Source organism: Enterobacter sp. Cy-643, assembly GCF_011752815.1.
Taxonomy (GTDB): domain Bacteria; phylum Pseudomonadota; class Gammaproteobacteria; order Enterobacterales; family Enterobacteriaceae; genus Cedecea.
Genome location: NZ_VWWV01000001.1, coordinates 812117 through 833375, shown reverse-complemented (window position 1 = coordinate 833375; position 21259 = coordinate 812117). Strand labels below are relative to the sequence as shown.

Here is a 21259-nt window from a genome sequence, read left to right as displayed (position 1 = left end):
GGCTTTCCTTGTTCTTCGCGTTAAGCGCTAACGGCTTCTTCAGCTTCTACTTTCACACGACGTTTCCCGGTCAGTAATTGCTGCATCAGGGCTTTTTTCTCGTCTTTCAGGCAAGTGAGTTTTTTCTCCAGCGTGGAGATCTCGGCATCGGCAGCGGACAAGACGGCGGCGATCTTTTGTTGTTCTTCAAAGCCAGGAACCGGAACTTTTAATGAAAAAAAGTCCGAAGGTTTTACATTTAGCAAGCCATGAGCCCGACCACCTTCATGAGCGATTTGAGACAAACTGTTATTCAAAAGGCCTGACTCAAAATAATGCTCCCAATAGTCACCGAATGATTCTTTGGGTGTAGAAAGTTCAAAACATATATACAGAGTTGTTACTACTCCCTCTGGGTATCGATTTAATCGTTTTATTGCGCCCATCGGATAACCATTAGAGTAACTTTTATTATATGCAAACTGTCCTTTTTTTAATAAAAAATACCCATCAAGGGTATCTGATGCCACTGTTTTCTTGAAAAAATCCTCCTGCTTAATCAAACCATGTTGTCCGGAAATGGTTACAACATTAGTGCTCTTTCCATTGTTTTTGATCGTAACTCTCTGAAATAATTTCGATAAGGCATACAATCCCCAAATTTCAGAAAATCTTGTACCATTATCATCCAGCAAGCGTTTCTTCCCGGTAAGCAATTGCTGCATCAGAGCTTTTTTCTGCTGCTGACTGTTGGCAAGAAACTTTTCCGTTACTGAAATCGTCTTATCCCAGGTCAACAGGATCTGAGCGATTTTCTTCTGTTCGTTTAATGGAGGCACATTAATTGGGTATGATTTTATTGATTCTGTATCTAAACGTCCTGTCCCATGACCCGCAGTACTAACAAGTTGCTTTATTTTGTGTTTCTCTGATACCAGCAAAAAAGATAGAAAAAGACCATCAATATTTTTATTGGGTACTAACGCCTTTAGGTCTTGGTTGAATGCAACCTCTCTAATAGCGAAACCTACAGGAAAATCTTTGAGCAAAGTCATTCCTCGCACAAGAATAAGTGATGCTCCTGCAGGTGCCCGTTTAGCTATTTGGAAGCCTTCATCTGTGAGGGTATCGATACTCGTTTCAATAAAGTGTGTTTTTAAGTCTTTACCTGATATCCACGGCTTTGTCCCACCCCAAAAATTTGCATTCTGTTTGCTCGGAGTTCCTCCCGAGGAAAATTTTGCGATATCGCCAACCTGTGTGGCGACCCATCCCTTAGGCACCATAATCCAACTCCTCCAGATAACCCGCCATCTGCATTTCCAATTTCGCCAGTTCCGCTTTCAGTTGCTCACGCTCAGCACGTACGGACAGCAAATCAATCTCGTCTTCTTCCTCGAAGGTATCGACATAACGCGGGATATTGAGGTTATAGTCGTTGTCCTGAATTTCCTTCAGGCTGGCGAGATAGGCGTATTTCTCGACGTTATCGCCTTCTCGATAAGTTATAACGATCTTCTGGATATTTTCTGCGCTGAGCTGGTTCTGGTTTTTACCCGCCTTGAATTCACGGCTGGCATCGATAAACAGCACCTTGTCATCCACTTTCTGCTTTTTGAAAATCAGAATCGCAGCAGGAATCCCCGTACCGTAGAACAGTTTTTCCGGCAGGCCAATGACTGCATCCAGCAAATTTTCATCGATCAGTTTCTGGCGAATTTTACCTTCGCTGGAGCCACGGAACAGCACACCGTGTGGTACCACCACACCCATACGACCCGTTCCCGGTTTCAGGGTTTCGATCATATGCGAGATAAAGGCGTAATCCCCTTTAGTTTTCGGCGGTACACCGCGACGGAAACGACCAAACCTATCGTTTTCAGCCTCGTCATGGCCCCACTTATCCAGGCTGAAAGGAGGGTTAGCGGTCACGATATCAAACAGTATCAGGTCGCCATTTTTATCAAGCAGTTTCGGGTTACGAATGGTATCGCCCCACTCGATTTTATGGTTGTCTTCGCCGTGCAGGAACATGTTCATTTTGGCCAGTGACCAAGTAGAGCCAATCGCTTCCTGACCAAACAACGCATAATTACGGCTGTCATGTCCGGAGACAATTTTACGTCCGCACTTCATTAACAACGAACCAGAACCACAGGCCGGATCGCAAATGGTATCACCCGGTTGCGGATCGAGCAGTTCAGCAATCAGGTCCGAGACTTCCGGCGGGGTATAGAATTCCCCGGCTTTCTGCCCACCGCTGGCGGCAAAGTTTTTAATCAGATATTCGTAAGCATTACCGATAACGTCCAGCGTATCGACACGGCTCGACTTCAGGTTAAGATCTTCACCGGCGAAGTCTTCCAGCAACTGGCGCAGAATGGTGTTCTTTTGTTTTTCTTCACCCAGACGATCGGTGTTAAACGAAATATCCTGGAACACGCTTTTCCCGGCATCTTTAAGTTTGGTACCGTTGGCTTCTTCAATGGCATGTAATGCCTGATCGATACGCTCACCGTTGCCAGGCTCATGGCGACGCTCATATAACGCATAAAAACTGGCACTTTTCGGCAACACAAAACGCTCATTCGCCATCATGGCTTCAATCAGTTCCGGCGCATCACCATATTGCTCTTTATAATCGTCATAGTGATCCTGCCAGACATCTGAAATGTACTTGAGGAACAGCATGGTAAGGATAAAGTCTTTATAGGTATCAGCACTGATAGTGCCACGGAACGTATCACACGCGGCCCACAGGGCTTTGTTGATCGTGTCCTGACTGATTTTGTCGTTCATGAATCTTCCTAATTTGAAAGAAATTTACGATGCCGGATAGCACGTTGAATAAGCTGCCGGAAATAATACCCCACCACATCCTTTCAGGCACGCCAAAGCACCCTATCAGAATCAGACTTGACTCAAGCGACATTAATTGTTGTGGGAGGGCAATAGAGATACGTGAAAGTATTCAGCACTACAGCAGGAAAAAGACACTGGTGTATAACCAAATCGCAGGCAATAAAAAACCACCCGAAGGTGGTTTACACGACACTGCTTATCATTGATTTTATTCTTTTATTCCCATGGTACCCGGAGCGGGACTTGAACCCGCACAGCCATAAGCCGAGGGATTTTAAATCCCTTGTGTCTACCGATTTCACCATCCGGGCTCGGGAAGAAATTGGAGGCGCGTTCCGGAGTCGAACCGGACTAGACGGATTTGCAATCCGCTACATAACCGCTTTGCTAACGCGCCAAAATCTTTTGCCTTTTCAGGCGGTAACAGAATTTCTATTACCTGAATTTGGAGCGGGAAACGAGACTCGAACTCGCGACCCCGACCTTGGCAAGGTCGTGCTCTACCAACTGAGCTATTCCCGCTTTTTGTACAAGTGAACGTTGGTTGCTATTAAGCTAATCACTTGATTTTATTATCTTCCGGCAAACCTTGCTGCCTTTCGATGCGTTGCATTCTACTTACCTGACGCAATGAGTCAATGAAATTTTCTAACACCACGAATCGTTTGCTGAATTTTGCGCCGGATAGATCACGGTTCGAGCAAATCACCGCGTGCAGCGGCTAAATATTGGAACATTGACCAGAATGTCAGTACTGCCGCAACGAAGAAAAGCGCGATACCGGCGTACTCAATCCACATGTTCGGCCGCCACAGCATGCCAATCAGCGCCAACATTTGCGCCATTGTTTTTGTTTTGCCTATCCAGGAAACCGCCACGCGGCTGCGCTTACCAATTTCCGCCATCCATTCACGCAGCGCTGAGATGATGATTTCGCGGGCTATCATCGTTGCCGCAGGCAGGGTCACCCACCAGGCGTGATAATGTTCGACCACCAGCACCAGCGCCACCACCACCATCACCTTATCGGCAACGGGATCGAGGAACGCGCCGAAGCGAGTGCTTTGGTTCCAGCGGCGAGCGAGAAAACCGTCAAACCAGTCGGTGATGGCCGCCAGCCAAAAAATGAAAGCGCAAAGGAAAGGTGCCCAGTTGAACGGCAGATAAAACGCCAGCACAAAGAACGGGATAAGGATGACACGAAACAGCGTGAGCAGTGTTGGGATATTGAATCGCATAGTGCCAGTTAACTATCTGTCATAAGTGGAAATTGTCTCTATGTTGCTACAGAGCCCTTAATGTTTCAACGAGTAGTAGATCTTTTCTGCCAATGCCTGCGAGATGCCCGGCACTTTTGCGATCTCCTCGATGGAGGCGTTGATTAACGGTTGCAATCCGCCCATATACTTCAGCAGCATCTGACGGCGCTTGGGCCCGATGCCTTCAATCGTCTCCAGCGAACTGGTGCTTTTCACCTTCGCCCGTTTTTTACGGTGGCCGGAGATTGCATGATCGTGCGAGTCATCGCGAATGTGTTGGATCACATGCAGCGCAGGAGAATCCGGCGGCAAAGAGAACCCCTCACCTTCCGGTTCAAAGAACAATGTCTCCAGCCCGGCTTTGCGGTCGCTGCCTTTGGCCACGCCCAGCAATAACGGATGATGTTTGTCCCACGGCACGTCCAGCTCGGCAAACACCGCTTTCGCCTGCCCCAGTTGTCCTTTCCCGCCGTCAATCAGGATCACGTCCGGGATTTTGCTTTCTTCTATTGCCTTACCGTAGCGGCGGCGCAGCACCTGATTCATGGCGGCGTAGTCGTCTCCCGGTGTAATACCGGTAATATTGTAGCGGCGGTATTCGGCCCGAAGCGGGCCGTTGCTGTCGAACACCACGCAGGAAGCGACGGTTTGCTCCCCCATCGTATGGCTGATATCAAAACACTCCATCCGTTTTACTTCCGGAAGTTTTAGCACTTCGGCCAGCGCTTTCAGGCGCTGCTGGATGGTGGACTGCTGAGAAAGTTTTGTCACCAGCGCCGTTGCCGCGTTGGTGCGGGCAAGCTTCAGGTAACGCGCCCTGTCACCGCGAGGTTTAGTCTGCACATTCACTTTACGCCCGGCCAGTTCACTTAACGAGTCTGCCAGCAGGGATTTATCCGCCAGTGCAAAATCGAGCAGGATTTCAGAAGGCAGCGTCCGCATCTGGCTGCCCTGCAGATAGAACTGCCCGACAAACGTTTCCACCACTTCGCTAAGGTCGGTTCCTGCCGGGACTTTCGGGAAGTAGCTGCGGCTGCCCAGCACTTTGCCCTGCCGAATAAACAAGACGTGCACGCAGGCCATGCCCGCATCAAAAGAGACACCAATGACGTCCAGATCGTCGCCGGTATTGGAGACAAACTGTTTTTCGGTAATACGTCTGACCGCCTGAATCTGATCGCGGATCCTTGCGGCCTCTTCAAACTCAAGATTTTTGCTCGCCTCTTCCATCCTGGAAATAAGCTGCGTCAGCACCTGATCGTCCTTTCCCGCTAAAAACAGGCGAACATAGTCCACCTGCCGGGCATAGTCTTCTTCCGTAACCAGGCCTGAAACACAGGGACCAAGACAGCGGCCGATTTGATACTGAAGGCAAGGCCGCGAACGGTTACGGTACACGCTGTTTTCACACTGGCGAACCGGAAAGACTTTTTGCAGCAGCGCCAGCGTTTCCCGCACCGCATAGCCGTTAGGAAACGGGCCGAAGTATTCGCCCTTCGCGTGTTTCGCGCCGCGATGCATCGCCAGCCGTGGGTGGCTATCGGCGCTCAGGAATATAAAGGGATAGGATTTATCGTCTCGCAGCAGTACGTTGTAACGCGGCTGATAAAGCTTGATGTAGTTGTGCTCCAGCAGCAGAGCCTCGGTTTCCGTATGGGTCACCGTGACATCAATATGCTGGATCAGCGCTACCAGCGCCTCGGTTTTACGGCTGGCAAGATTCGTGCGGAAGTAGCTGGAGAGGCGTTTCTTCAGGTCTTTAGCTTTGCCAACATAAATAACCGTGCCGCCGGCATCGTACATGCGGTAGACGCCGGGCTGGCTGGTTACCGTCTTGAGAAAAGCCCGGGAATCAAAAGGTTCACTCACTGCTGATTAACGTCTCCGCATTGAATAACCCGTGGCGAATCGCCAGGTGCGTCAGCTCCACGTCCCCGCTGATATTCAGTTTACTAAACATGCGGTAGCGGTAACTGTTCACCGTTTTAGGGCTGAGATTAAGCTGCTCAGAGATCTCATTGACCTTCTGGCCTTTGGTGATCATCAGCATAATCTGTAATTCACGCTCAGACAAACTGGCAAAAGGGGATTCGGCTTCTGGCGCTATCTGGCTTAAGGCCATCTGTTGGGCAATGTCGGAGGCGATGTAACGCTGGCCCGCATTAACGGAACGAATGGCATTGACCACGTCCTGAGGCGCCGCACCTTTGCTTAAATACCCTGCCGCACCGGCCTGCATGACTTTGGCAGGCAGCGGATTCTCTGTGTGGATAGTCAACATGATAACTTTGATATCTGAAGAGTAGCGGGCAATTTTACGGGTGGCTTCCAGGCCACCGATCCCCGGCATATTCATATCCATTAATACGACATCGACCGGGTTACTGCGGCACCATTTGATGGCATCCTCACCGCAGTTCACTTCACCCGAGACTTTGATGCCTTTAATCTCTTCCAGAATGCGTCGTATCCCTGCGCGCACCAGTTCGTGGTCATCAACAAGAAGAACGTTGATCAAAGGGCTATTCTCCAGAAAGGGATAACGCTGCTGATAGCTAATTGTCCATATATTAACGTTTTTTCGGCAACATTAAAATCCAAATTGCGCTCAGCACATTCTGTTAACCCCCAGGAAGAATATATCTTTACTTTCAAGTCTGTTTCTGCGGCGCATCTCAACGTTCAAAACACCGTGTCCAGGTGATTATTCTCTGATTAAAAAACAGCTAATTATCAAAATGCGACCACTATCAAGAATAAAAATCTTTTTCCCTCTCTTTATTTAACGTTAGTTAAACGAGAACGAAACAATTTTTTTAATTCTCATTTTTCTCTGTAGGAATAACCCTGAGCAAGGGTTGTTTATTACCATAAACATTCAAACGCATTCTCACTGGTCGAACATGAATAATTCTGGTGAATGTTATGGTATACTCCGCCGCCTTATGAATATCACTGTGCATAATGGCAGCGTACTAACTAAGCATTGAGGAAAGTAAATGAGCACTCCAGATTTTTCCACCGCCGAAAACACCCGTGAGCTGGCACAAGAAGTCACCTGTCTGAAGACGCTGTTAACCCTGATGCTGCAGGCTATGGGCCAGGCCGATGCGGGCCGCGTTATCCTGAAAATGGAAAAGCAGATCGCTCAACTGGAAGACCCAGCTCAGGCTGAAGTATTCAGCAATACCGTTAAGCAAATTAAACAGGCTTACCGTCAATAAGCCGGGGCGGCTGGCAGAATCCGGGTTCTCCAGCCGTCAGCACCTGACGCAGCATTTGCCCTCCAGGTTCAGATAATCCCCATCGCCGCCGCATAGCAGGCTATCTGCGTCTTGTTTGGCGCGTTGAATTTCTTCTGCATATTCTTCTGATGGAAGTTCACCGTATTCTCAGAAATTGACAGGATAATCGCAATTTCTGCCGACGTTTTCCCTTCTCCGGTCCACTGAAGAATCTCTCTTTCACGCTTGCTGAGTTTCATGTCAATCATTTCGACCGACGGATCTTCCAGCCGATTTAGCGTCGCCATACTCAGCTCGGCCAGGTAGCTCAGCCGCAGCCCAAGTTCATCTTCCGACAAAATGTCCTTACGAACGTCCGAGCGTGAAACAGACAGGAAACCCGCCGTACGATTAGGGGCCATGACGCAATGTGTTCGTCCGGTAGCCAGACCGTGGTCGCGCGCGGCATCCCAAAGCTCGCGAGATTCAGCAAACAGGGCATCGCTCCAGATTATTTCGCCACGCATGAAATTAGACTGTTTCAATACTGGGTCAATAGCAAAATAGTTTTCAGTCACGTACCACTCGAGCCATTTTTGCGGATAAGAACTCTGCAATGATAATTTAGGCCGAGTAAAAGGCACCGGGTGCCGAACACACAGCGAAAAATAATCAAACTCGAGGCGTTGAGTTTGTTGTTGAACTAAAGTTTGTAATTCGCTGGCTTGAGTAATTGACAGGAAAAGTTCGAGCGCTTCCCGTCGCCAGCTAAAAAAGTCACGTTCCAGCATTATATCTGGCGTCTCTCCCGGCGCTAAAAAGTATTTCATTAATAGAATGTAATAAGCTAACACATTTATTAAGCTAATTAATGTAATTTATGGTTTTTCCGCCACAATTCTTCGGTTTTTACATATGTCAGGAAAAATTTACTGGAGCTCAGTATGGTTAAATCTTCGTTTTCGCTTCTCTTCGGTGCAATGGGCCGGGATCTGGGGCTGGAAATAGCCCAGCCGTCAGTGGCCGTGACGGGCAAAGGTGAGCTCAGTGCCCGTTTTCCTGTGACCGAATTCGCCACCGCCAGCCTGGCGACGGCGGGTTGTGCCCTGAGAGCGCTGCTTTCTCGCCCGGATGCACCGCTTTATATAGACCAGCGGCTGGCCTCATATTGGTTTTCGAGCAGCCATTTCCCCGTGAACAGAGCGTCCGCCGCGCTGTGGGATGAATTTGCCGGTGATTATGCCACTCGGGACGGCTGGATCCGCCTGCATACCAATGCGCCGCATCACCGCCAGGCAATGGAAAGCGTACTGGGTGTGAGCAAGAACAAATCAGCGCTCGCCCAGCGAGTTATCGCGTGGGGCAAAACCGAGCTTGAAGCCGCGATCGTTGCCGCAGGTGGATGCGCGGCCGCGATGTTAAGCCACGACGAATGGCTGAAGCATCCGCATGGGAAAACCGTGGCAACAGAGCCATTGTTCTGGCAGCAGTTCCACGCCGAAGCGCCTCGCACAACGCTGGCACTGTCACCTGCACGCCCGCTGGCAGGCCTCCGGGTGTTGGATCTCACCCGTATTATTGCCGGCCCGGTTGCCACCCGATTTTTGGCCGGGCTTGGGGCGCAGGTGCTACGCCTTGATCCCCCCGGATGGGAAGAGTCGACGCTTGTTGAGGAAGTCACTCTCGGGAAAACATGCGCAAGACTCGACCTCAAGTCTGCCGAAGGCAGATCGCAGTTCAAAGCCCTGCTCGCCGACGCCGATGTGCTGGTGCATGGCTACCGGGCGGATGCTCTCGAAGCCCTGGGCTTTGATGCCGAAACCCGACAGCAGCTCTCTCCCGGCCTGGTAGACGTGTCGCTCAACGCCTGGGGATGGCACGGACCGTGGCGTAACCGCAGAGGTTTCGACAGTCTGGTCCAGATGTCCTGCGGCATCGCCGAAGCGGGCATGCGCTGGAAAAACGCCGGTCGGCCTTACCCGCTCCCCGTCCAGGCACTGGATCACGCCACGGGTTACCTCATTGCAGCGGCGGTATTAAAAGGTCTACAAGTCCGGCTTGAGCAGTATCAGGGCTACAGCGCACGCCTGTCGCTCGCCCGAACGGCCGCTTTATTACTGTCTCAGCCGGCAGGAGAGCCGTCGGCGCTTGCCGCTCTCGGCCCGCATGATTACCAGCCGATGATGGAGTGGTCCGCCTTTGGGCTGGGAAACAGGCTGAAATTTCCGCTGAGGCTGGCAGGCACGCCGATTATCTGGGGCATACCACCGGCGCCTCTCGGCTCGGCGCCAGCCGCCTGGGGATAAAATCAGGCCTGCCTCGCCGCTACTGGGTCAGAAACTTCTCCAGGAATTGCTGCGTGCGCGGCTGCTGTGGGCTGGCAAAAAGCGCTTTTGCCGGCCCCTGCTCCACAATCCTACCCTGATCCATGAATATTGCGCGATCGGCCACATCCCGGGCGAAGCTCATTTCGTGGGTCACAATGACCATGGTGCGTTTCTCATCCGCCAGCTGGCGAATAGTATTCAGCACCTCCCCCACCAGCTCAGGATCCAGCGCGGAAGTCGGCTCGTCGAACAAAATAACTTCTGGCCGCATGGCCAACGCACGGGCAATTGCCACCCGCTGCTGCTGTCCACCCGACAGGCGCCGCGGGTAACTGTTCTCTTTTCCGCTTAAGCCCACCTTCACCAGCAGTTCACGCGCCCGGGCGACGGCATCTGCTTTCGACTCGCCCTTAACGATGACCGGACCTTCAATAATATTTTCCAGCACCGTGCGGTGCGGAAAAAGATTGAAACTCTGGAACACAAACCCCACCTGCTGACGCAGCTCACGAATTTTCTCTTTCTGCTTTGCCAGCGACTGCCCGGCATCAATCGTGATATTCCCCACCTGAATGGTGCCGCTGTCCGGCTCTTCCAGCAGGTTAATACTGCGCAATAGCGTGGTTTTTCCTGAACCGCTCGGGCCGATGATCGCCACGACTTCGCCGGGTTTAACGTCCAGATCAATGCCGTGCAGTACCGTCTGCCCGTGGAATTTTTTCACCAGTTTTTTAACGTCAATGGCGCTCATTTCGGCTCCCTGTCCTGGCGATTAAGCTGGTTTTCAAAATAGTTCTGCAGCGTGGAGAGCACCGTCGCCATCACCCAGTACACCAGAGATGCGGCGAGATACATGGTAAACACTTCCAGCGTGCGGGAGGTGATCAGCTGCGCCTGGCGAAACAGCTCCGGCACCTGAATGGTGGCCGCCAGCGAGGTATCCTTCACCAGGCTGATAAAGCTGTTCCCCAGCGGCGGCAGCGCCACGCGGGCTGACTGTGGCAGAATCGCGCGACGCAGCGTTTGCCAGCGAGTCATTCCGATGCTGGCCGCAGCTTCCCACTGGCCTTTATCAATAGAGGCAATGGCCGCCCGCAGCGTTTCAGAGGCGTAAGCCGCCGTGTTTAACGACAGGCCAATCATCGCCGACGGGATAGGATCCAGCTCAATGCCAAACTGCGGCAGCCCGTAATAAATCATAAACAGCTGGGCGATAAGCGGCGTCCCGCGGAAAATGGACACATAAAAACGCGACAGCAGCGAAAAAGGCAAAAACGCGGACAGACGCATCAGCGCCAGCATAAAACCGAGGATCAGGCCAAAAAACATCCCGCCAATACTCAGCTGGAGCGTGAAAACTGCCCCTTTAAGCAAATACGGTGCTGAATCCAGCACCAGTTGCAAACTTTCTTGCATGGTGATTCCCGATGATTAAAACCTGACCCGCAGCTTACAGATGCGGATGGTAGGCAAACAGCGCCGGCGCACCGCCGGTATGAATAAAGGCAATTGGCCCCTGATCCTTAAATCTTTTTTGCGCCACGCCGTCAATAAGTCCGGCCATTGCTTTGCCGGTGTAGACCGGGTCAAGCAAGATACCTTCCAGCCGGGCCAACAGCTTCACCGCTTCCATCCCCTCTTCATTCGGCGTGCCGTAGCCTGGCGCAAAATAATCATCCCACAGGATGATTTCGCTGGTCGCGCTCACCTCAAGAGAGTGCGCCACGGCCTGCTGCAGGGCGACAACTTTTGGCTTTTGCTGCGCCACGGTTCTGGACACAGTAACGCCGATCAGCTCCACGTCCGGCATTAACTGTTCGAGGCCAACCGCCAGACCGGCATGCGTTCCCGCGCTGCCAGAGGCAACCACCACGGATGACAAGCTCACGGCGTTCTCGCACTGCTGGGCAATTTCCAGCGCGCTTTCAACATACCCCAGCGCACCCAGTGCATTAGAACCGCCGACCGGAATAACATAAGGCCGAAACCCCTGCGCTTCCAGACGCGTAGCCACCGCTTCCAGCTGCTTATCCGGAGCGCTCAGCGCCTCGCACATCTCGACTTCGACATTGAAAAGATCGACCAACAGGCGGTTGCCGTTGGTCAGGTAATTTTCGGCTTTTGTCCCGATCGGGTTTTCAAGCAGCGCCACGCAATGTAACCCAAGCTTTGCCGCTACCGCCGCCGTCTGGCGAACGTGGTTAGACTGGATAGCGCCGGCAGTGACCAGCGTATCGGCCCCTTCACGCAGCGCGTCGGCGGCTAAAAACTCAAGCTTGCGCAGCTTGTTGCCGCCCATCGCCATCGGCGTCACATCATCGCGTTTAATGTAGATTTCACGGCCAAGATAGTCCGAAAAGCGCGGCAGATACTCCAGCGGTGTGGGCGCGCCAATAAATTCCAGACGAGGAAAACGCGTTAGGTGATGCAGTGACATAGGGCCTCCTGAGCCGATAACAATATCCAGTTTTATTATGCACCAGAGAACCGGCTTCCCTCTCTGGGATAAATAAAAAAGGTGCTGAAATCAGCACCTCAGACGGCAGACAAACCGCTGGTGACAGAAGGAATACCAGACGGTTTATCAAAAAAACAGGAAAATCAATTTATTGATTTTCGGCTGATAACCACAAAGAGAGAAAAACCACGCTTTTTCTCTCTTTGTCAGCAAAGCAAGGTGCTGAAATCAGCACCTTTACACCGTGATACCGCGTTACTTAGTGACGTCCGCCCCAAACCATTTATCGGACAGCTTAGCCAGAGATCCGTCTTTCTGCATCTCGGCGATGGCTGCGTCGATGGCTTTCAGCAGATCTTCATTACCTTTACGCACGGCAACGCCAGATTCCTGGCGGGAGAACGCATCCCCCGCTACCGCCAGCGTATTGTTGGTTTTCTTAACCAGATCCAGCGCGGCGAGGCGGTCAACCAGAATCGCGTCAATGCGGCCCACGCGCAGATCCTGGTATTTAGTCGGGTCATCATCATAGGTACGGATATCTACGCCCGGCACGTTTTCACGCAGCCACTGCTCGTAGTTAGTCCCGAGGCCTACGCCCACTTTTTTGCCTTTCAGGTCGGCGGCGGTTTTAATTCCGCCTTCGTTACCCTTTTTCACCAAAGCCTGAATACCGGAGATGGTGTAAGGGGTGGAGAAGTCGTATTTTTTCTTACGTTCGTCGGAAATGGTGACCTGGTTGATGACCACGTCAATGCGTTTAGAATCCAAAGAGGCCAGCATGCCGTCCCATTTGGTCGGCTTGAGGGCGGCTTTAACACCCAGGTGCTGAGCCAGCTGCTCGGCAAATTCGACTTCAAAGCCGGTAAGCTTGCCGTCATCGCCCTGGAAGCTGAATGGCGGATAAGTCCCTTCCAGCCCCACCAGCAGCGTGCCGCGCTCTTTTACTTTATTCAGAAGATTTTCTGCCGCGAAGGTTTTCACGCTTGCGCCAGCCACCAGAGCAACGGCCAGTACGCCCATCAGCGCCTGACGCCCCATCATTTTTAATTTCATGTTTACCCCGATTATTTACGTTTTTTGTAGTGTAGCGGGCGGCTTCGGGATATATCAAAACCAGTCCGCTACAACTTATGCAAATTTAGTATATATCGGAGGTTGCGCTAATTTCCTGGCTCGGGATCGCATGTCCCTGCACCTGGAATTGCCAATATTTGCGTAACGCAATGCGGTAATTATTGGTGCTGGTGCGGGGCAGCCAGGCGTCCAGCGTCTCGTCCAGCAGGCCCTGCAGCGAGCCGGGAAGCGGGACTTTATGCTCACTCAGATGGTTTCCCAGACGACGCAGGCGAACCACGTACTCACGAATCGTGCCGTGGCTCATTTCGGTTTGCTCAAACAGATACTGTTTAAAGCCAATAATATCGAAGTAGTTGTTTTGTTCTTTGCAGTGCAAATCACCGCAAAAACGACACAGCGCCATCCACTCTTTCTGCTCGATAAGCCAGGTGGCCTCATCAATAAGTGTATCAAGTTGGGCAATGGTGGCTTTATTAACTATCACCCCGCTGCGCGTGAGCGTGATGCGGTCGAGCAGCTTACTGCAATGTGCACAATGTGTCTGGGTGTGTTTGAAATCTTTGAGATAGCGGCTTAATGGCCGTCTTTTTGACTGCTGCACCGTCATGATAATTCCCAGGTCGTCAGATAATTGTGCGGCACTCCCTACAACTTACCCAGCTTGGTGCGCAAACGCTTGATCGCCTGGCTATGCAACTGGCTAACCCGTGACTCACCCACATCAAGCACCGCGCCAATCTCTTTGAGATTCAGCTCTTCCTGGTAATAGAGCGTCAGCACCAGTTGTTCGCGTTCCGGTAAAGCTTCAATAGCTTCCATTACGCGCTGGCGAAGATTGCTGTCCAGTAATTGCTGTAGCGGGTTTGCCTGCTGGTGTTCCTCGGTGACCAGTTCAATGCTATCGCCGTGCTCTTCCCGCCACTCATCATAAGAGAAGAGTTGGCTATTATTGGTGTCGAGCAACATCTGGCGATACTCTTCGAGCGGGATGTCCAGTCGCTCCGCGACTTCCGTCTCGGTAGCGTTACGCCCCAGCTCTTGCTCCAGTTGACCAATCGCCTGTGCCACACCGCGAGCGTTACGCCTGACGCTTCGCGGCACCCAATCACGGCTGCGCAACTCATCAAGCATCGCCCCACGGATGCGCTGCACCGCGTAGGTAGTAAATGCCGTTCCCTGCAGGGCATCGTAACGTTCGACTGCATTCAACAACCCGATGCCGCCTGCCTGTAGCAGATCGTCGAGCTCCACACTCGCCGGCAGACGTACCTGCAGGCGCAATGCTTCGTGACGCACAAGCGGTACATAACGCTGCCACAGCGAGTGTTTATCCATTACACCTTCAGCGGTATACAGTGAATTCACGATAAACAGCCCTGCGTTAGTTGAGTTATCGGCATGATTATCCGTTTCTGCAGGGGTTTTAATCGGATGAATAGTGGGTGAAATGGGGGGTTATTTGGAGGTTATGAAGAAATAAACCCGTCGAAATTTAACCATAAAGTATGGCAAATCATGTTCCGGCTTACTTAAAAGTATCAATTGGTTGTTAAATATTAACGCCACCTACTATAGCGAAACCCGAGAAATTAAGCCGAAGAATCTATCCGATAAAAAAAGGATAAAATCATCTGTTATTCCTGGCCTGATCTCTGGTCAGATTATCGTACAGTGATAAATATACGCGTCGTCTCTCTGCGGCAAACTCGCCCCTGCCGTCAGGCAAAGCAGATTACAAGACAGGTCATTGACATGAACATTTTAATTACGGCTATAGGGTCGATGTCTGCGCCAGCCGTGATCGATGCGCTCAAACGCGCATCACACACAGTCATCGGCTGTGATATCTACCCCGCGCAATGGAATTATGCCTCCCGTCTGGTCGACATTTTTGTTCAGGTTCCCCGAGCAACGGACAGCCAGGCCTTTATAGAAAGTATTAATGCGATTTGCGACCAACATCGCGTTGACGCCATCATCCCGCTGACCGATGTCGAGGTCGATACGCTTTCTGATTGTCGCGACGAACTGTGCTCGTCCGCCATGCTGACGCTGATGGCCGCAGACTCTATTACCCTTGCCAGGGATAAACTGGCCTGGAGCAAGCAGTTTGCTCATAACGGCATTTTTCTCCCGCTGCCTTCCGTCGCCCTGGATGAATCACACACGCTGTCATTTTGTTTCCCCGTCATTCTCAAACAGAGGCATGGCCGCAGCAGCGAAGGGCTCCGCCGCATTGAGACCGAATCCGAACTCAGCGAGTTACGCGAGCGGCTCAACGGCAGCGACTGGATTGTCCAGCCCTGGCTACCGGGAGATGTTCACGTGATTGATATTGTCCGGCAGCGCGAGACCGGCGAATGGGCAGGCGTTGCCCGTAAAGAGCTGCTGCGCACCGCGAACGGTGCCGGATTAACCGTCGAAATCATCCAGGATGACGCTCTGGTCACCAAAGCGGCTGAAGTTGCCCGCCTGCTCGACCTTAACGGCTGCATCAATATTGAGTTTATGCGCCATTCGACCGGGGATTATCTGATGGACATAAACCCTCGTTTCTCCGCGGGGGTCGAATTTTCGGTAATGGCAGGCTACGACATGATTACCAACCATCTTCATTGTTTCAGCCGCCAGCCTATACAACCCGCATTTGCCGTAGAAAACGCCATCTTTACGCGCCACTACGTCACTGAAAAATCATTCACAGGATAGAGATATGAGCCAAACAACAGGGCCTGAAAAGCTCACCACGGCCGAGGACTGGGACCATAAATGGCAGGGTATTTTCGAGCATTACCAAAACGATCTTCGCCACGCCTACTATATCGATGCGGTCAGAAAGAGCAGTGAAAAACAGGTATTAGAGATTGCCGCAGGCAGCTTCCGCGATATCGTGCAGCTGACTAAGCGTGGCGTGGAGGGGCACGGCATTGACTTCTCACCGGAGTCAGTGAGCATGGCGAAAAAGCTTTATCCGTCTCTGCAGGATCGCTTTTCCGTGATGAATGCCTTCAGCCTGGCATACCCGGACAAACATTTTGACCTGACCTACCACAATGGATTCTGGGTGCTGTTCTCCGATGAAGACATTCAGAAGATGGCTCAGGAGCAGGCAAGAATCACCCGCGGCAGAATGATCGTTACGGTACATAATGCCCATAATCAGTCGTTCGTTAATTACTTCAACTCGAAAAAAGAGACCGACTCGCTGTTTAACATCCGCTTCTTTACCGTCGAACAAATGCAGGAGATCCTCGGTAAAGTCGCCCGCAAAGTCACCATTATTCCGGTCGGGAAAGGCAAGAAATCACACGAAGACTGGCTGATACGTCACGGCCTGCATAACCCACTGTTGATTAACGGCATGTTCAAATTGTCCGGCCAGCGCTATCTTGAGCGCAGCGAGCGCTTGATGTGTATCGCCGAGCTATAACAGGACGCTCAACACGGTAAAAAGGGCCTTGTCGCAAGACAAAGCCCTTTTTTATTCCGCCCCGAACTCGTTATGCGGCGACGCTTTGCACCTGAGCAATTCGTCTGACAGCCGCGATGATACGTAGCTGCTCTTCTTCCTCAAGATCCGGGAATATCGGCAAACAAAGCACCTTACTCGCCAGGTCGTTGGCTACCGGCAGATGCTCCGCGGCGGAGGACGGTAAATGCCGATACATCGCGAAGGAGCTGATAAGCGGATAGAAGTAGCGGCGAGAGTAAATCCCCTCTTCTTTTAACGCCTCATACAGCGCATCCCGGCTCACCGGGAAGCACTCATCTATCAGCACGGGATAGTAGGCGTGGTTCCACTCGTAATCGCTTTTCTGGGTATAAAACTCAAGGCCAGGAATATCGGCCAGTCCTTCACAGTAGCGCTGATAAATGTCTGCCCGGGCGCTTAAGGCACCGTCAATGTGCTGAAGCTGCAGCAGGCCAAAAGCCGCCTGCACCTCGTTCATTTTTGCGTTAATTCCCGGCGCGATCACCGTCGTTTCGTCAGCAAAGCCAAAGTTTTTCAGGTAATCAATACGCTTCTTGGTTCTGGCATCCGGACAGATGATCGCCCCGCCTTCGATGGTATTAAACACCTTGGTGGCGTGGAAACTCAGGATAGACAGATCGCCACAGTTCAGGATGCTGCTGCCGTTCTGCTTCACGCCAAAGGCGTGTGCCGCATCGTAAATCACCTTCAACCCATAGGTGTCGGCGAGACGCTGAATTTTATCCACATCGCAGGGAATACCGTAACAGTGCACCGGCATGATGGCCGTCGTTTGCGGGGTAATCAGCGCCTCAATCGCGTCGGCGTTAATATTGAACGTCTGCGGGTCAATATCGGCAAAGACCGGCGTCAGGCCATTCCACAAAAGGCTGTGCGATGTTGCCACAAAAGAGTAAGGCGTCGTTATCACTTCGCCGCTCAGTCGCAGCGTCTGGAATGCCGTCAGCAGCGCCAGCGTGCCGTTAGAAAACAGCGAGAGATATTTTACGCCCAGATAGTCGGCCAGAGCCTGCTCAAGCTGCTGATGAAACGGCCCGTTATTGGTCAGGTATTTATTCCCCCAAATTTGCTCGAGGTAAGGAATAAACTCCTCCAGCGGCGGAAGCAGAGGGCTGGTGACAAAAATATTTTTCATAGAACACCTCTTAATAGCGTTCACGCAAAGTGTTGCTAGCGGTTTTACATCCGCCGCAGACATCTCACTCTAAAACGGTAAAAGTACGAGCCGTTTCACCCGCGCAGTAAATACGCCAGGCTTCCTGTAAAGCCTGTTCAAACGTTCCAGCCACGTTAAATCCGCTCTCATTCTCCGTTGGGATCTTGTCGCGCATTCCCACGCGGATTTCATTCAGCTCATCGAAGTGCTCTCGCCAGCCGATGGCCTTGCTGATGTAATCTTCTTCACTGAAAGCAACAAACTGTTCCAGCCCGTAAGAGCGCATAATATCTACGCCCTGCCGGCCCGCCATGGTTGCACCGCACAGGGTCAGCGTTGGTACGCCCATCCAACAGCCATGGTTGCTTGTGGTACCACCCGTGTACGGAAAGGCATCCAACAGAATGTCGATTTCGTGGTGGTAGGAAAGGTACTCGATAAGTCCAGCCCGGCGCCTGAAGCTCAGCTGAGAGGCCTGAGCGCCGTAACTCACCAGTTTCTCAGTGAGTGTCTCAATCATTTTTTCATCGACCATAAAGCCAATGACCAGTTTCGATTCAGGGTAGCGCGCCAGAATCGTCGCCCAGACGCGCAGCACCTCGTCATTGATTTTTTTCGGGCGGTTGAAGCTGCCAAAAGTGATATAGCCATTACGCAACGCTGGCAGCGTATTCACCGGCGGGCTGTCAGCATGAGGTTCAAAGACTTTCCGCATTTCGATAAACATAATGTTTTCGGTCAGCTGCTGCTCAAGCCCTGCGGGTTCACGCTGGGTATGCATTAACACGCGGTAGTCCATGGTGCTCAGCCCCGTTGTGCCGGGGTAGCCAATCCATGAAATTTGTACCGGTGCCGGACGCAAGGCGAAAGCGGGCAGCCGGTTAAGGGTCGTGTGGCCAGACAGATCAAAGAGGATATCAATCCGGTCTTCGTTGATCTGGCGCGCCAGTTCAACGTCATCCAGCGCGTAAACCTCGCGCCATAGCACCGCGCCTGCTTTCAGATACTCGGTCATTTCGTCTTTAGCAAACGATGCGCTGTAGCCCACCAGTTCGAAACGGTCGCGGTTCAGTCCATCCCAGAACGGAAGCAAGAATTGGCTGACCGGATGATGACGCAAATCCCCGGACACAAAGCCCACGCGCAGTTTCTTCTCGGGGTTTTTCTCACCTTTAAAGCTCAGGCGAAGACCGGTTTTAGCCGCCCACTTATCCACAATTCGGCCATATTCACGATGCTTCTCGAATAGCGTCCGGGCATCAACCTTAGCGTCATGCGTCATCACGAACAGCAGGCTGGTAAAATAGTCGAGGTTATGGCTATCCAGCTGCTGCGCTTTCTCAAGGAAATAGCGCGCCTCTTCCAGCTGCTGGTTGTCACTTAAAATCACCCCCATCATCGCCAGATACTTGGGGTCTGGCTTGCGGGTACGCAAAGATTCCCGGCAGCATTTTTCTGCCATGACAATCTCACCGCTGTGGTGATAGATAGCGGCCAGAACATGCCAGTATTCAGCGTTGTTCGGGGCTAAACGAAGCAGCGCATGGAGAATTTTAGTGGCGGGAACGAACGTTTTCAGTTTCTGGAAGACGATCGCCAGATCGTAAAAAATTTCCTGGCTGGAGAAATAGTGCCCCATCATGCGGCACAGGGTGGATAAGGCCTCTTCGGTATCGCCGGTCAGAATACAGCAGCGCGAATAACTGCGCAGCGCCGAAACATCATCCGGATGAGCGAGTAAAAGCTGACCGGCCAGCGCTTTGGCCTGCTCCGGTTTTCTGGCGACGATCAGTCGGTTAACGTCGTTATAAAGCGCGTCGCTGCCCTTCTTCGCCGTCTTCTGCGGTTCATGCGCTGTTCCGGTGGCCAACAGCCCGCCTTGCTCGACTGAAACGCTCAGCAACAGCAGGCTGTCGAGCAAATCCGCAAGGTAGTCTGGATTGCCCTCCAGCAGGAAGCGCTGATAGTGTTTTTTCCACGCCTGCGGCGAACCGCTCAACGCGCCTTTCAGCCGCAGAGAGATAAAGCAGCCCCAGGAAGCTTCATCCGTTCCGAGCATATCCCCGGCCAGATAGCGCCATTCCTCGGCGGTGAGCGTACAAGACTCACCCCAGTGATTACGCACGGTGACGGCTTTGTTTTCCTCTAATACCAGCGCCAGCGGGTTAACCGTCGCCCTGAGAGACGGTGAAACATCCTGATTGTAGGCTCCAGGGGAAGTACTCCAGTAAAGTCCCGGAAGCTGTTTCACATAAAGCGAGGTCAACACGGCCAGAACCTGCTCACGAACATCAGCAGACAGCCCAGGAGTACGTGCGTTAAACACTAACTGCTCGACGCTGAGGCTTAGCGGCCAGGCCGCTCCCAGCAGATCAAGCACCCGCAGGGTAATGGGATCCCCATGAATAACCACTTCGCCCTGGCCATTAATATGGGCGGTCACGGCCTGCCCTTTTTCATTCACCATGCGCCGGAAGTTACCCGACCAGTGAAACGTCTCCAGGAGGCTTAGATCCGGCAGTGAAGGGATATTGTCACCTCCCGCAGCACTTAGCAGACTAAAGCGTTGAGAACGCCCGAGCATGTCATCAAGGTGCTGTTGGTTAACCGCCCTGGGCTGCCCGGTAAACTCGCGGCAGGCCGCCTCAATGTCATCGCCATAATGCAGCGGCAGTTCATATTGCGGGACTATGTCCCCGACATAGCGCAGGCCATATTCGTCTATCAGAGTACAGAAATGGCTAAAGTCCAGCGGCTCAGCGGGCTGACCGAGATAGCGAAGTGTCAGGCAGAGATCGCTCTCATTCTGCGCCTCTGCAACTTTCAGTTTCAGTTCACCGGCCGGCAACTCAGCGAGCAAGAGGGCCAGTTTCGCCCGAGCAGCCTCGAGCTGCGCCTCCACATCCTGCGCACCGGACTGCACGACATGGGATTGAACAATCTGCCGCAGCCCAGCAGCATGATGTTCGCCGGGTAAAGTATGCCATTGCAGCGCAATCACCCCAGAGGTTGACAAATTCTGGCGGCACCATTGCAGCAGCGCGGCTCGCTCCTCCCCGGCAAGCAGAGAAAACACGCCGCCAATTATGATGTAATCAAACGCCCCGCCTTCAATAGCAAGGATATCGCCCAGCCCGGCACAAAAAAGCTCGACGTTAGCAAGCCCCAGCGCCTGAACATAGCGCTGGCCGCTGGCAATGCCCGCCTCATCAATATCAATCCCGATGGCTACGCTTTCAGGCCAGGCCAGCGCGTGGGTCACGATCCCCTTCGCTTCTCCACAGCCAATATCGAGAATACGAGCGTGCGAAGGCGCCACCGTAGCAAGATGGTTAAGCTGCGCGGCGCTCTGCATTGCCACGGGCGACATTCGATGATCCGGGTATGACTGACTCACTTTTTGCTGTCCATTATTTTCAAT

Annotated in this window: 18 protein-coding genes and 3 tRNA genes; 4 read left to right on the top strand and 17 right to left on the bottom strand. The window is 52.3% G+C overall.

Annotation, left to right across the window (positions count from 1 at the left end):
* Nucleotides 1-20: 20 nt before the first annotated feature.
* From F3J29_RS03895 to uvrY, 8 genes are all read right to left on the bottom strand, one after another.
* Nucleotides 21-1265: a restriction endonuclease subunit S gene (locus tag F3J29_RS03895; protein ID WP_166863182.1), complete on the bottom strand. Its 1245-nt coding sequence runs from the start codon at nucleotides 1263-1265 to the stop codon at nucleotides 21-23.
* Nucleotides 1255-2778 (bottom strand): type I restriction-modification system subunit M, encoded by a 1524-nt coding sequence (locus F3J29_RS03890; RefSeq protein ID WP_166863180.1) that lies wholly within the window; start codon nucleotides 2776-2778, stop codon nucleotides 1255-1257. Before F3J29_RS03890 ends, F3J29_RS03895 begins: the two co-directional genes overlap by 11 nt.
* Nucleotides 2779-3066: 288 nt before the next feature.
* Nucleotides 3067-3152, bottom strand: a tRNA-Leu gene (locus tag F3J29_RS03885).
* A 12-nt stretch (nucleotides 3153-3164) separates the two neighbouring features.
* A tRNA-Cys gene (locus F3J29_RS03880) sits at nucleotides 3165-3238 on the bottom strand.
* A 49-nt stretch (nucleotides 3239-3287) separates the two neighbouring features.
* Nucleotides 3288-3363, bottom strand: a tRNA-Gly gene (locus tag F3J29_RS03875).
* Nucleotides 3364-3530: 167 nt separating this feature from the next.
* The gene (gene pgsA, locus F3J29_RS03870; RefSeq protein ID WP_166863178.1) at nucleotides 3531-4079 is read right to left on the bottom strand and encodes a CDP-diacylglycerol--glycerol-3-phosphate 3-phosphatidyltransferase; all 549 of its coding nucleotides are present in this window, start codon (nucleotides 4077-4079) and stop codon (nucleotides 3531-3533) included.
* Between the two features lie 57 nt (nucleotides 4080-4136).
* Complete coding sequence (gene uvrC / locus F3J29_RS03865; protein WP_166863176.1) at nucleotides 4137-5969, bottom strand: excinuclease ABC subunit UvrC; 1833 nt, start codon at nucleotides 5967-5969, stop codon at nucleotides 4137-4139.
* Nucleotides 5962-6618 carry a UvrY/SirA/GacA family response regulator transcription factor gene (gene uvrY, locus F3J29_RS03860; protein WP_008453836.1) on the bottom strand — a complete coding sequence of 219 codons (657 nt, stop codon included), beginning with the start codon at nucleotides 6616-6618 and terminating at the stop codon, nucleotides 5962-5964. The genes uvrC and uvrY overlap by 8 nt, the downstream gene beginning before the upstream one ends.
* A gap of 481 nt (nucleotides 6619-7099) precedes the next feature.
* Here uvrY and F3J29_RS03855 point away from each other — a divergent pair, with 481 nt between their 5' ends.
* Nucleotides 7100-7324, top strand: coding sequence for a DUF2594 family protein (locus F3J29_RS03855; protein WP_166863174.1), 225 nt, complete (start codon nucleotides 7100-7102; stop codon nucleotides 7322-7324).
* A gap of 68 nt (nucleotides 7325-7392) precedes the next feature.
* On the opposite strand, the gene sdiA is transcribed toward F3J29_RS03855, so the two are convergent.
* Nucleotides 7393-8115, bottom strand: a complete 723-nt coding sequence (gene sdiA / locus F3J29_RS03850) for a quorum-sensing transcriptional regulator SdiA (protein WP_166863172.1) — start codon at nucleotides 8113-8115, stop codon at nucleotides 7393-7395.
* Between the two features lie 153 nt (nucleotides 8116-8268).
* On the opposite strand from sdiA, the gene F3J29_RS03845 reads away from it, so the two are divergent.
* Nucleotides 8269-9630, top strand: a complete 1362-nt coding sequence (locus F3J29_RS03845; RefSeq protein WP_166863170.1) for a CoA transferase — start codon at nucleotides 8269-8271, stop codon at nucleotides 9628-9630.
* A gap of 19 nt (nucleotides 9631-9649) precedes the next feature.
* On the opposite strand, the gene tcyN is transcribed toward F3J29_RS03845, so the two are convergent.
* The 6 genes from tcyN to fliA form a co-directional block, all read right to left on the bottom strand.
* Nucleotides 9650-10402: an L-cystine ABC transporter ATP-binding protein TcyN gene (tcyN, locus tag F3J29_RS03840; RefSeq protein WP_166863168.1), complete on the bottom strand. Its 753-nt coding sequence runs from the start codon at nucleotides 10400-10402 to the stop codon at nucleotides 9650-9652.
* Nucleotides 10399-11067, bottom strand: a complete 669-nt coding sequence (gene tcyL, locus F3J29_RS03835) for a cystine ABC transporter permease (RefSeq protein ID WP_061272088.1) — start codon at nucleotides 11065-11067, stop codon at nucleotides 10399-10401. The genes tcyN and tcyL overlap by 4 nt, the downstream gene beginning before the upstream one ends.
* A gap of 34 nt (nucleotides 11068-11101) precedes the next feature.
* The gene (gene dcyD / locus F3J29_RS03830; RefSeq protein ID WP_166863166.1) at nucleotides 11102-12088 is read right to left on the bottom strand and encodes a D-cysteine desulfhydrase; all 987 of its coding nucleotides are present in this window, start codon (nucleotides 12086-12088) and stop codon (nucleotides 11102-11104) included.
* A gap of 276 nt (nucleotides 12089-12364) precedes the next feature.
* Nucleotides 12365-13165, bottom strand: a complete 801-nt coding sequence (gene tcyJ / locus F3J29_RS03825; RefSeq protein ID WP_166863164.1) for a cystine ABC transporter substrate-binding protein — start codon at nucleotides 13163-13165, stop codon at nucleotides 12365-12367.
* An 85-nt stretch (nucleotides 13166-13250) separates the two neighbouring features.
* Nucleotides 13251-13796, bottom strand: coding sequence for a flagella biosynthesis regulatory protein FliZ (gene fliZ, locus F3J29_RS03820; RefSeq protein WP_166863162.1), 546 nt, complete (start codon nucleotides 13794-13796; stop codon nucleotides 13251-13253).
* A 38-nt stretch (nucleotides 13797-13834) separates the two neighbouring features.
* Entirely contained in the window at nucleotides 13835-14554 is a 720-nt protein-coding gene (gene fliA, locus F3J29_RS03815; protein WP_008453816.1) for an RNA polymerase sigma factor FliA, read from the bottom strand.
* Between the two features lie 387 nt (nucleotides 14555-14941).
* Here fliA and F3J29_RS03810 point away from each other — a divergent pair, with 387 nt between their 5' ends.
* Nucleotides 14942-15898, top strand: a complete 957-nt coding sequence (locus F3J29_RS03810) for an ATP-grasp domain-containing protein (RefSeq protein WP_286175137.1) — start codon at nucleotides 14942-14944, stop codon at nucleotides 15896-15898.
* Between the two features lie 4 nt (nucleotides 15899-15902).
* Nucleotides 15903-16619 carry a class I SAM-dependent methyltransferase gene (locus F3J29_RS03805; RefSeq protein WP_166863160.1) on the top strand — a complete coding sequence of 239 codons (717 nt, stop codon included), beginning with the start codon at nucleotides 15903-15905 and terminating at the stop codon, nucleotides 16617-16619.
* Nucleotides 16620-16689: 70 nt separating this feature from the next.
* On the opposite strand, the gene F3J29_RS03800 is transcribed toward F3J29_RS03805, so the two are convergent.
* Nucleotides 16690-17817: a DegT/DnrJ/EryC1/StrS family aminotransferase gene (locus F3J29_RS03800; RefSeq protein WP_166863158.1), complete on the bottom strand. Its 1128-nt coding sequence runs from the start codon at nucleotides 17815-17817 to the stop codon at nucleotides 16690-16692.
* Between the two features lie 64 nt (nucleotides 17818-17881).
* Nucleotides 17882-21208, bottom strand: a complete 3327-nt coding sequence (locus tag F3J29_RS03795) for an O-linked N-acetylglucosamine transferase family protein (protein WP_166863156.1) — start codon at nucleotides 21206-21208, stop codon at nucleotides 17882-17884.
* Nucleotides 21209-21259 lie beyond the last annotated feature (51 nt).

Coding starts and splice junctions, on each gene's coding strand:
- F3J29_RS03845 (WP_166863170.1), top strand. CDS start 8,269: ATGGTTAAATCTTCGTTTTCGCTTCTCTTCGGTGCAATGGGCCGGGAT.
- F3J29_RS03805 (WP_166863160.1), top strand. CDS start 15,903: ATGAGCCAAACAACAGGGCCTGAAAAGCTCACCACGGCCGAGGACTGG.
- F3J29_RS03800 (WP_166863158.1), bottom strand. CDS start 17,817: ATGAAAAATATTTTTGTCACCAGCCCTCTGCTTCCGCCGCTGGAGGAG.
- pgsA (WP_166863178.1), bottom strand. CDS start 4,079: ATGCGATTCAATATCCCAACACTGCTCACGCTGTTTCGTGTCATCCTT.
- F3J29_RS03895 (WP_166863182.1), bottom strand. CDS start 1,265: ATGGTGCCTAAGGGATGGGTCGCCACACAGGTTGGCGATATCGCAAAA.
- F3J29_RS03810 (WP_286175137.1), top strand. CDS start 14,942: ATGAACATTTTAATTACGGCTATAGGGTCGATGTCTGCGCCAGCCGTG.
- tcyN (WP_166863168.1), bottom strand. CDS start 10,402: ATGAGCGCCATTGACGTTAAAAAACTGGTGAAAAAATTCCACGGGCAG.
- tcyL (WP_061272088.1), bottom strand. CDS start 11,067: ATGCAAGAAAGTTTGCAACTGGTGCTGGATTCAGCACCGTATTTGCTT.
- sdiA (WP_166863172.1), bottom strand. CDS start 8,115: ATGCTGGAACGTGACTTTTTTAGCTGGCGACGGGAAGCGCTCGAACTT.
- F3J29_RS03855 (WP_166863174.1), top strand. CDS start 7,100: ATGAGCACTCCAGATTTTTCCACCGCCGAAAACACCCGTGAGCTGGCA.
- tcyJ (WP_166863164.1), bottom strand. CDS start 13,165: ATGAAATTAAAAATGATGGGGCGTCAGGCGCTGATGGGCGTACTGGCC.
- dcyD (WP_166863166.1), bottom strand. CDS start 12,088: ATGTCACTGCATCACCTAACGCGTTTTCCTCGTCTGGAATTTATTGGC.
- F3J29_RS03795 (WP_166863156.1), bottom strand. CDS start 21,208: ATGTCGCCCGTGGCAATGCAGAGCGCCGCGCAGCTTAACCATCTTGCT.
- F3J29_RS03890 (WP_166863180.1), bottom strand. CDS start 2,778: ATGAACGACAAAATCAGTCAGGACACGATCAACAAAGCCCTGTGGGCC.
- fliZ (WP_166863162.1), bottom strand. CDS start 13,796: ATGACGGTGCAGCAGTCAAAAAGACGGCCATTAAGCCGCTATCTCAAA.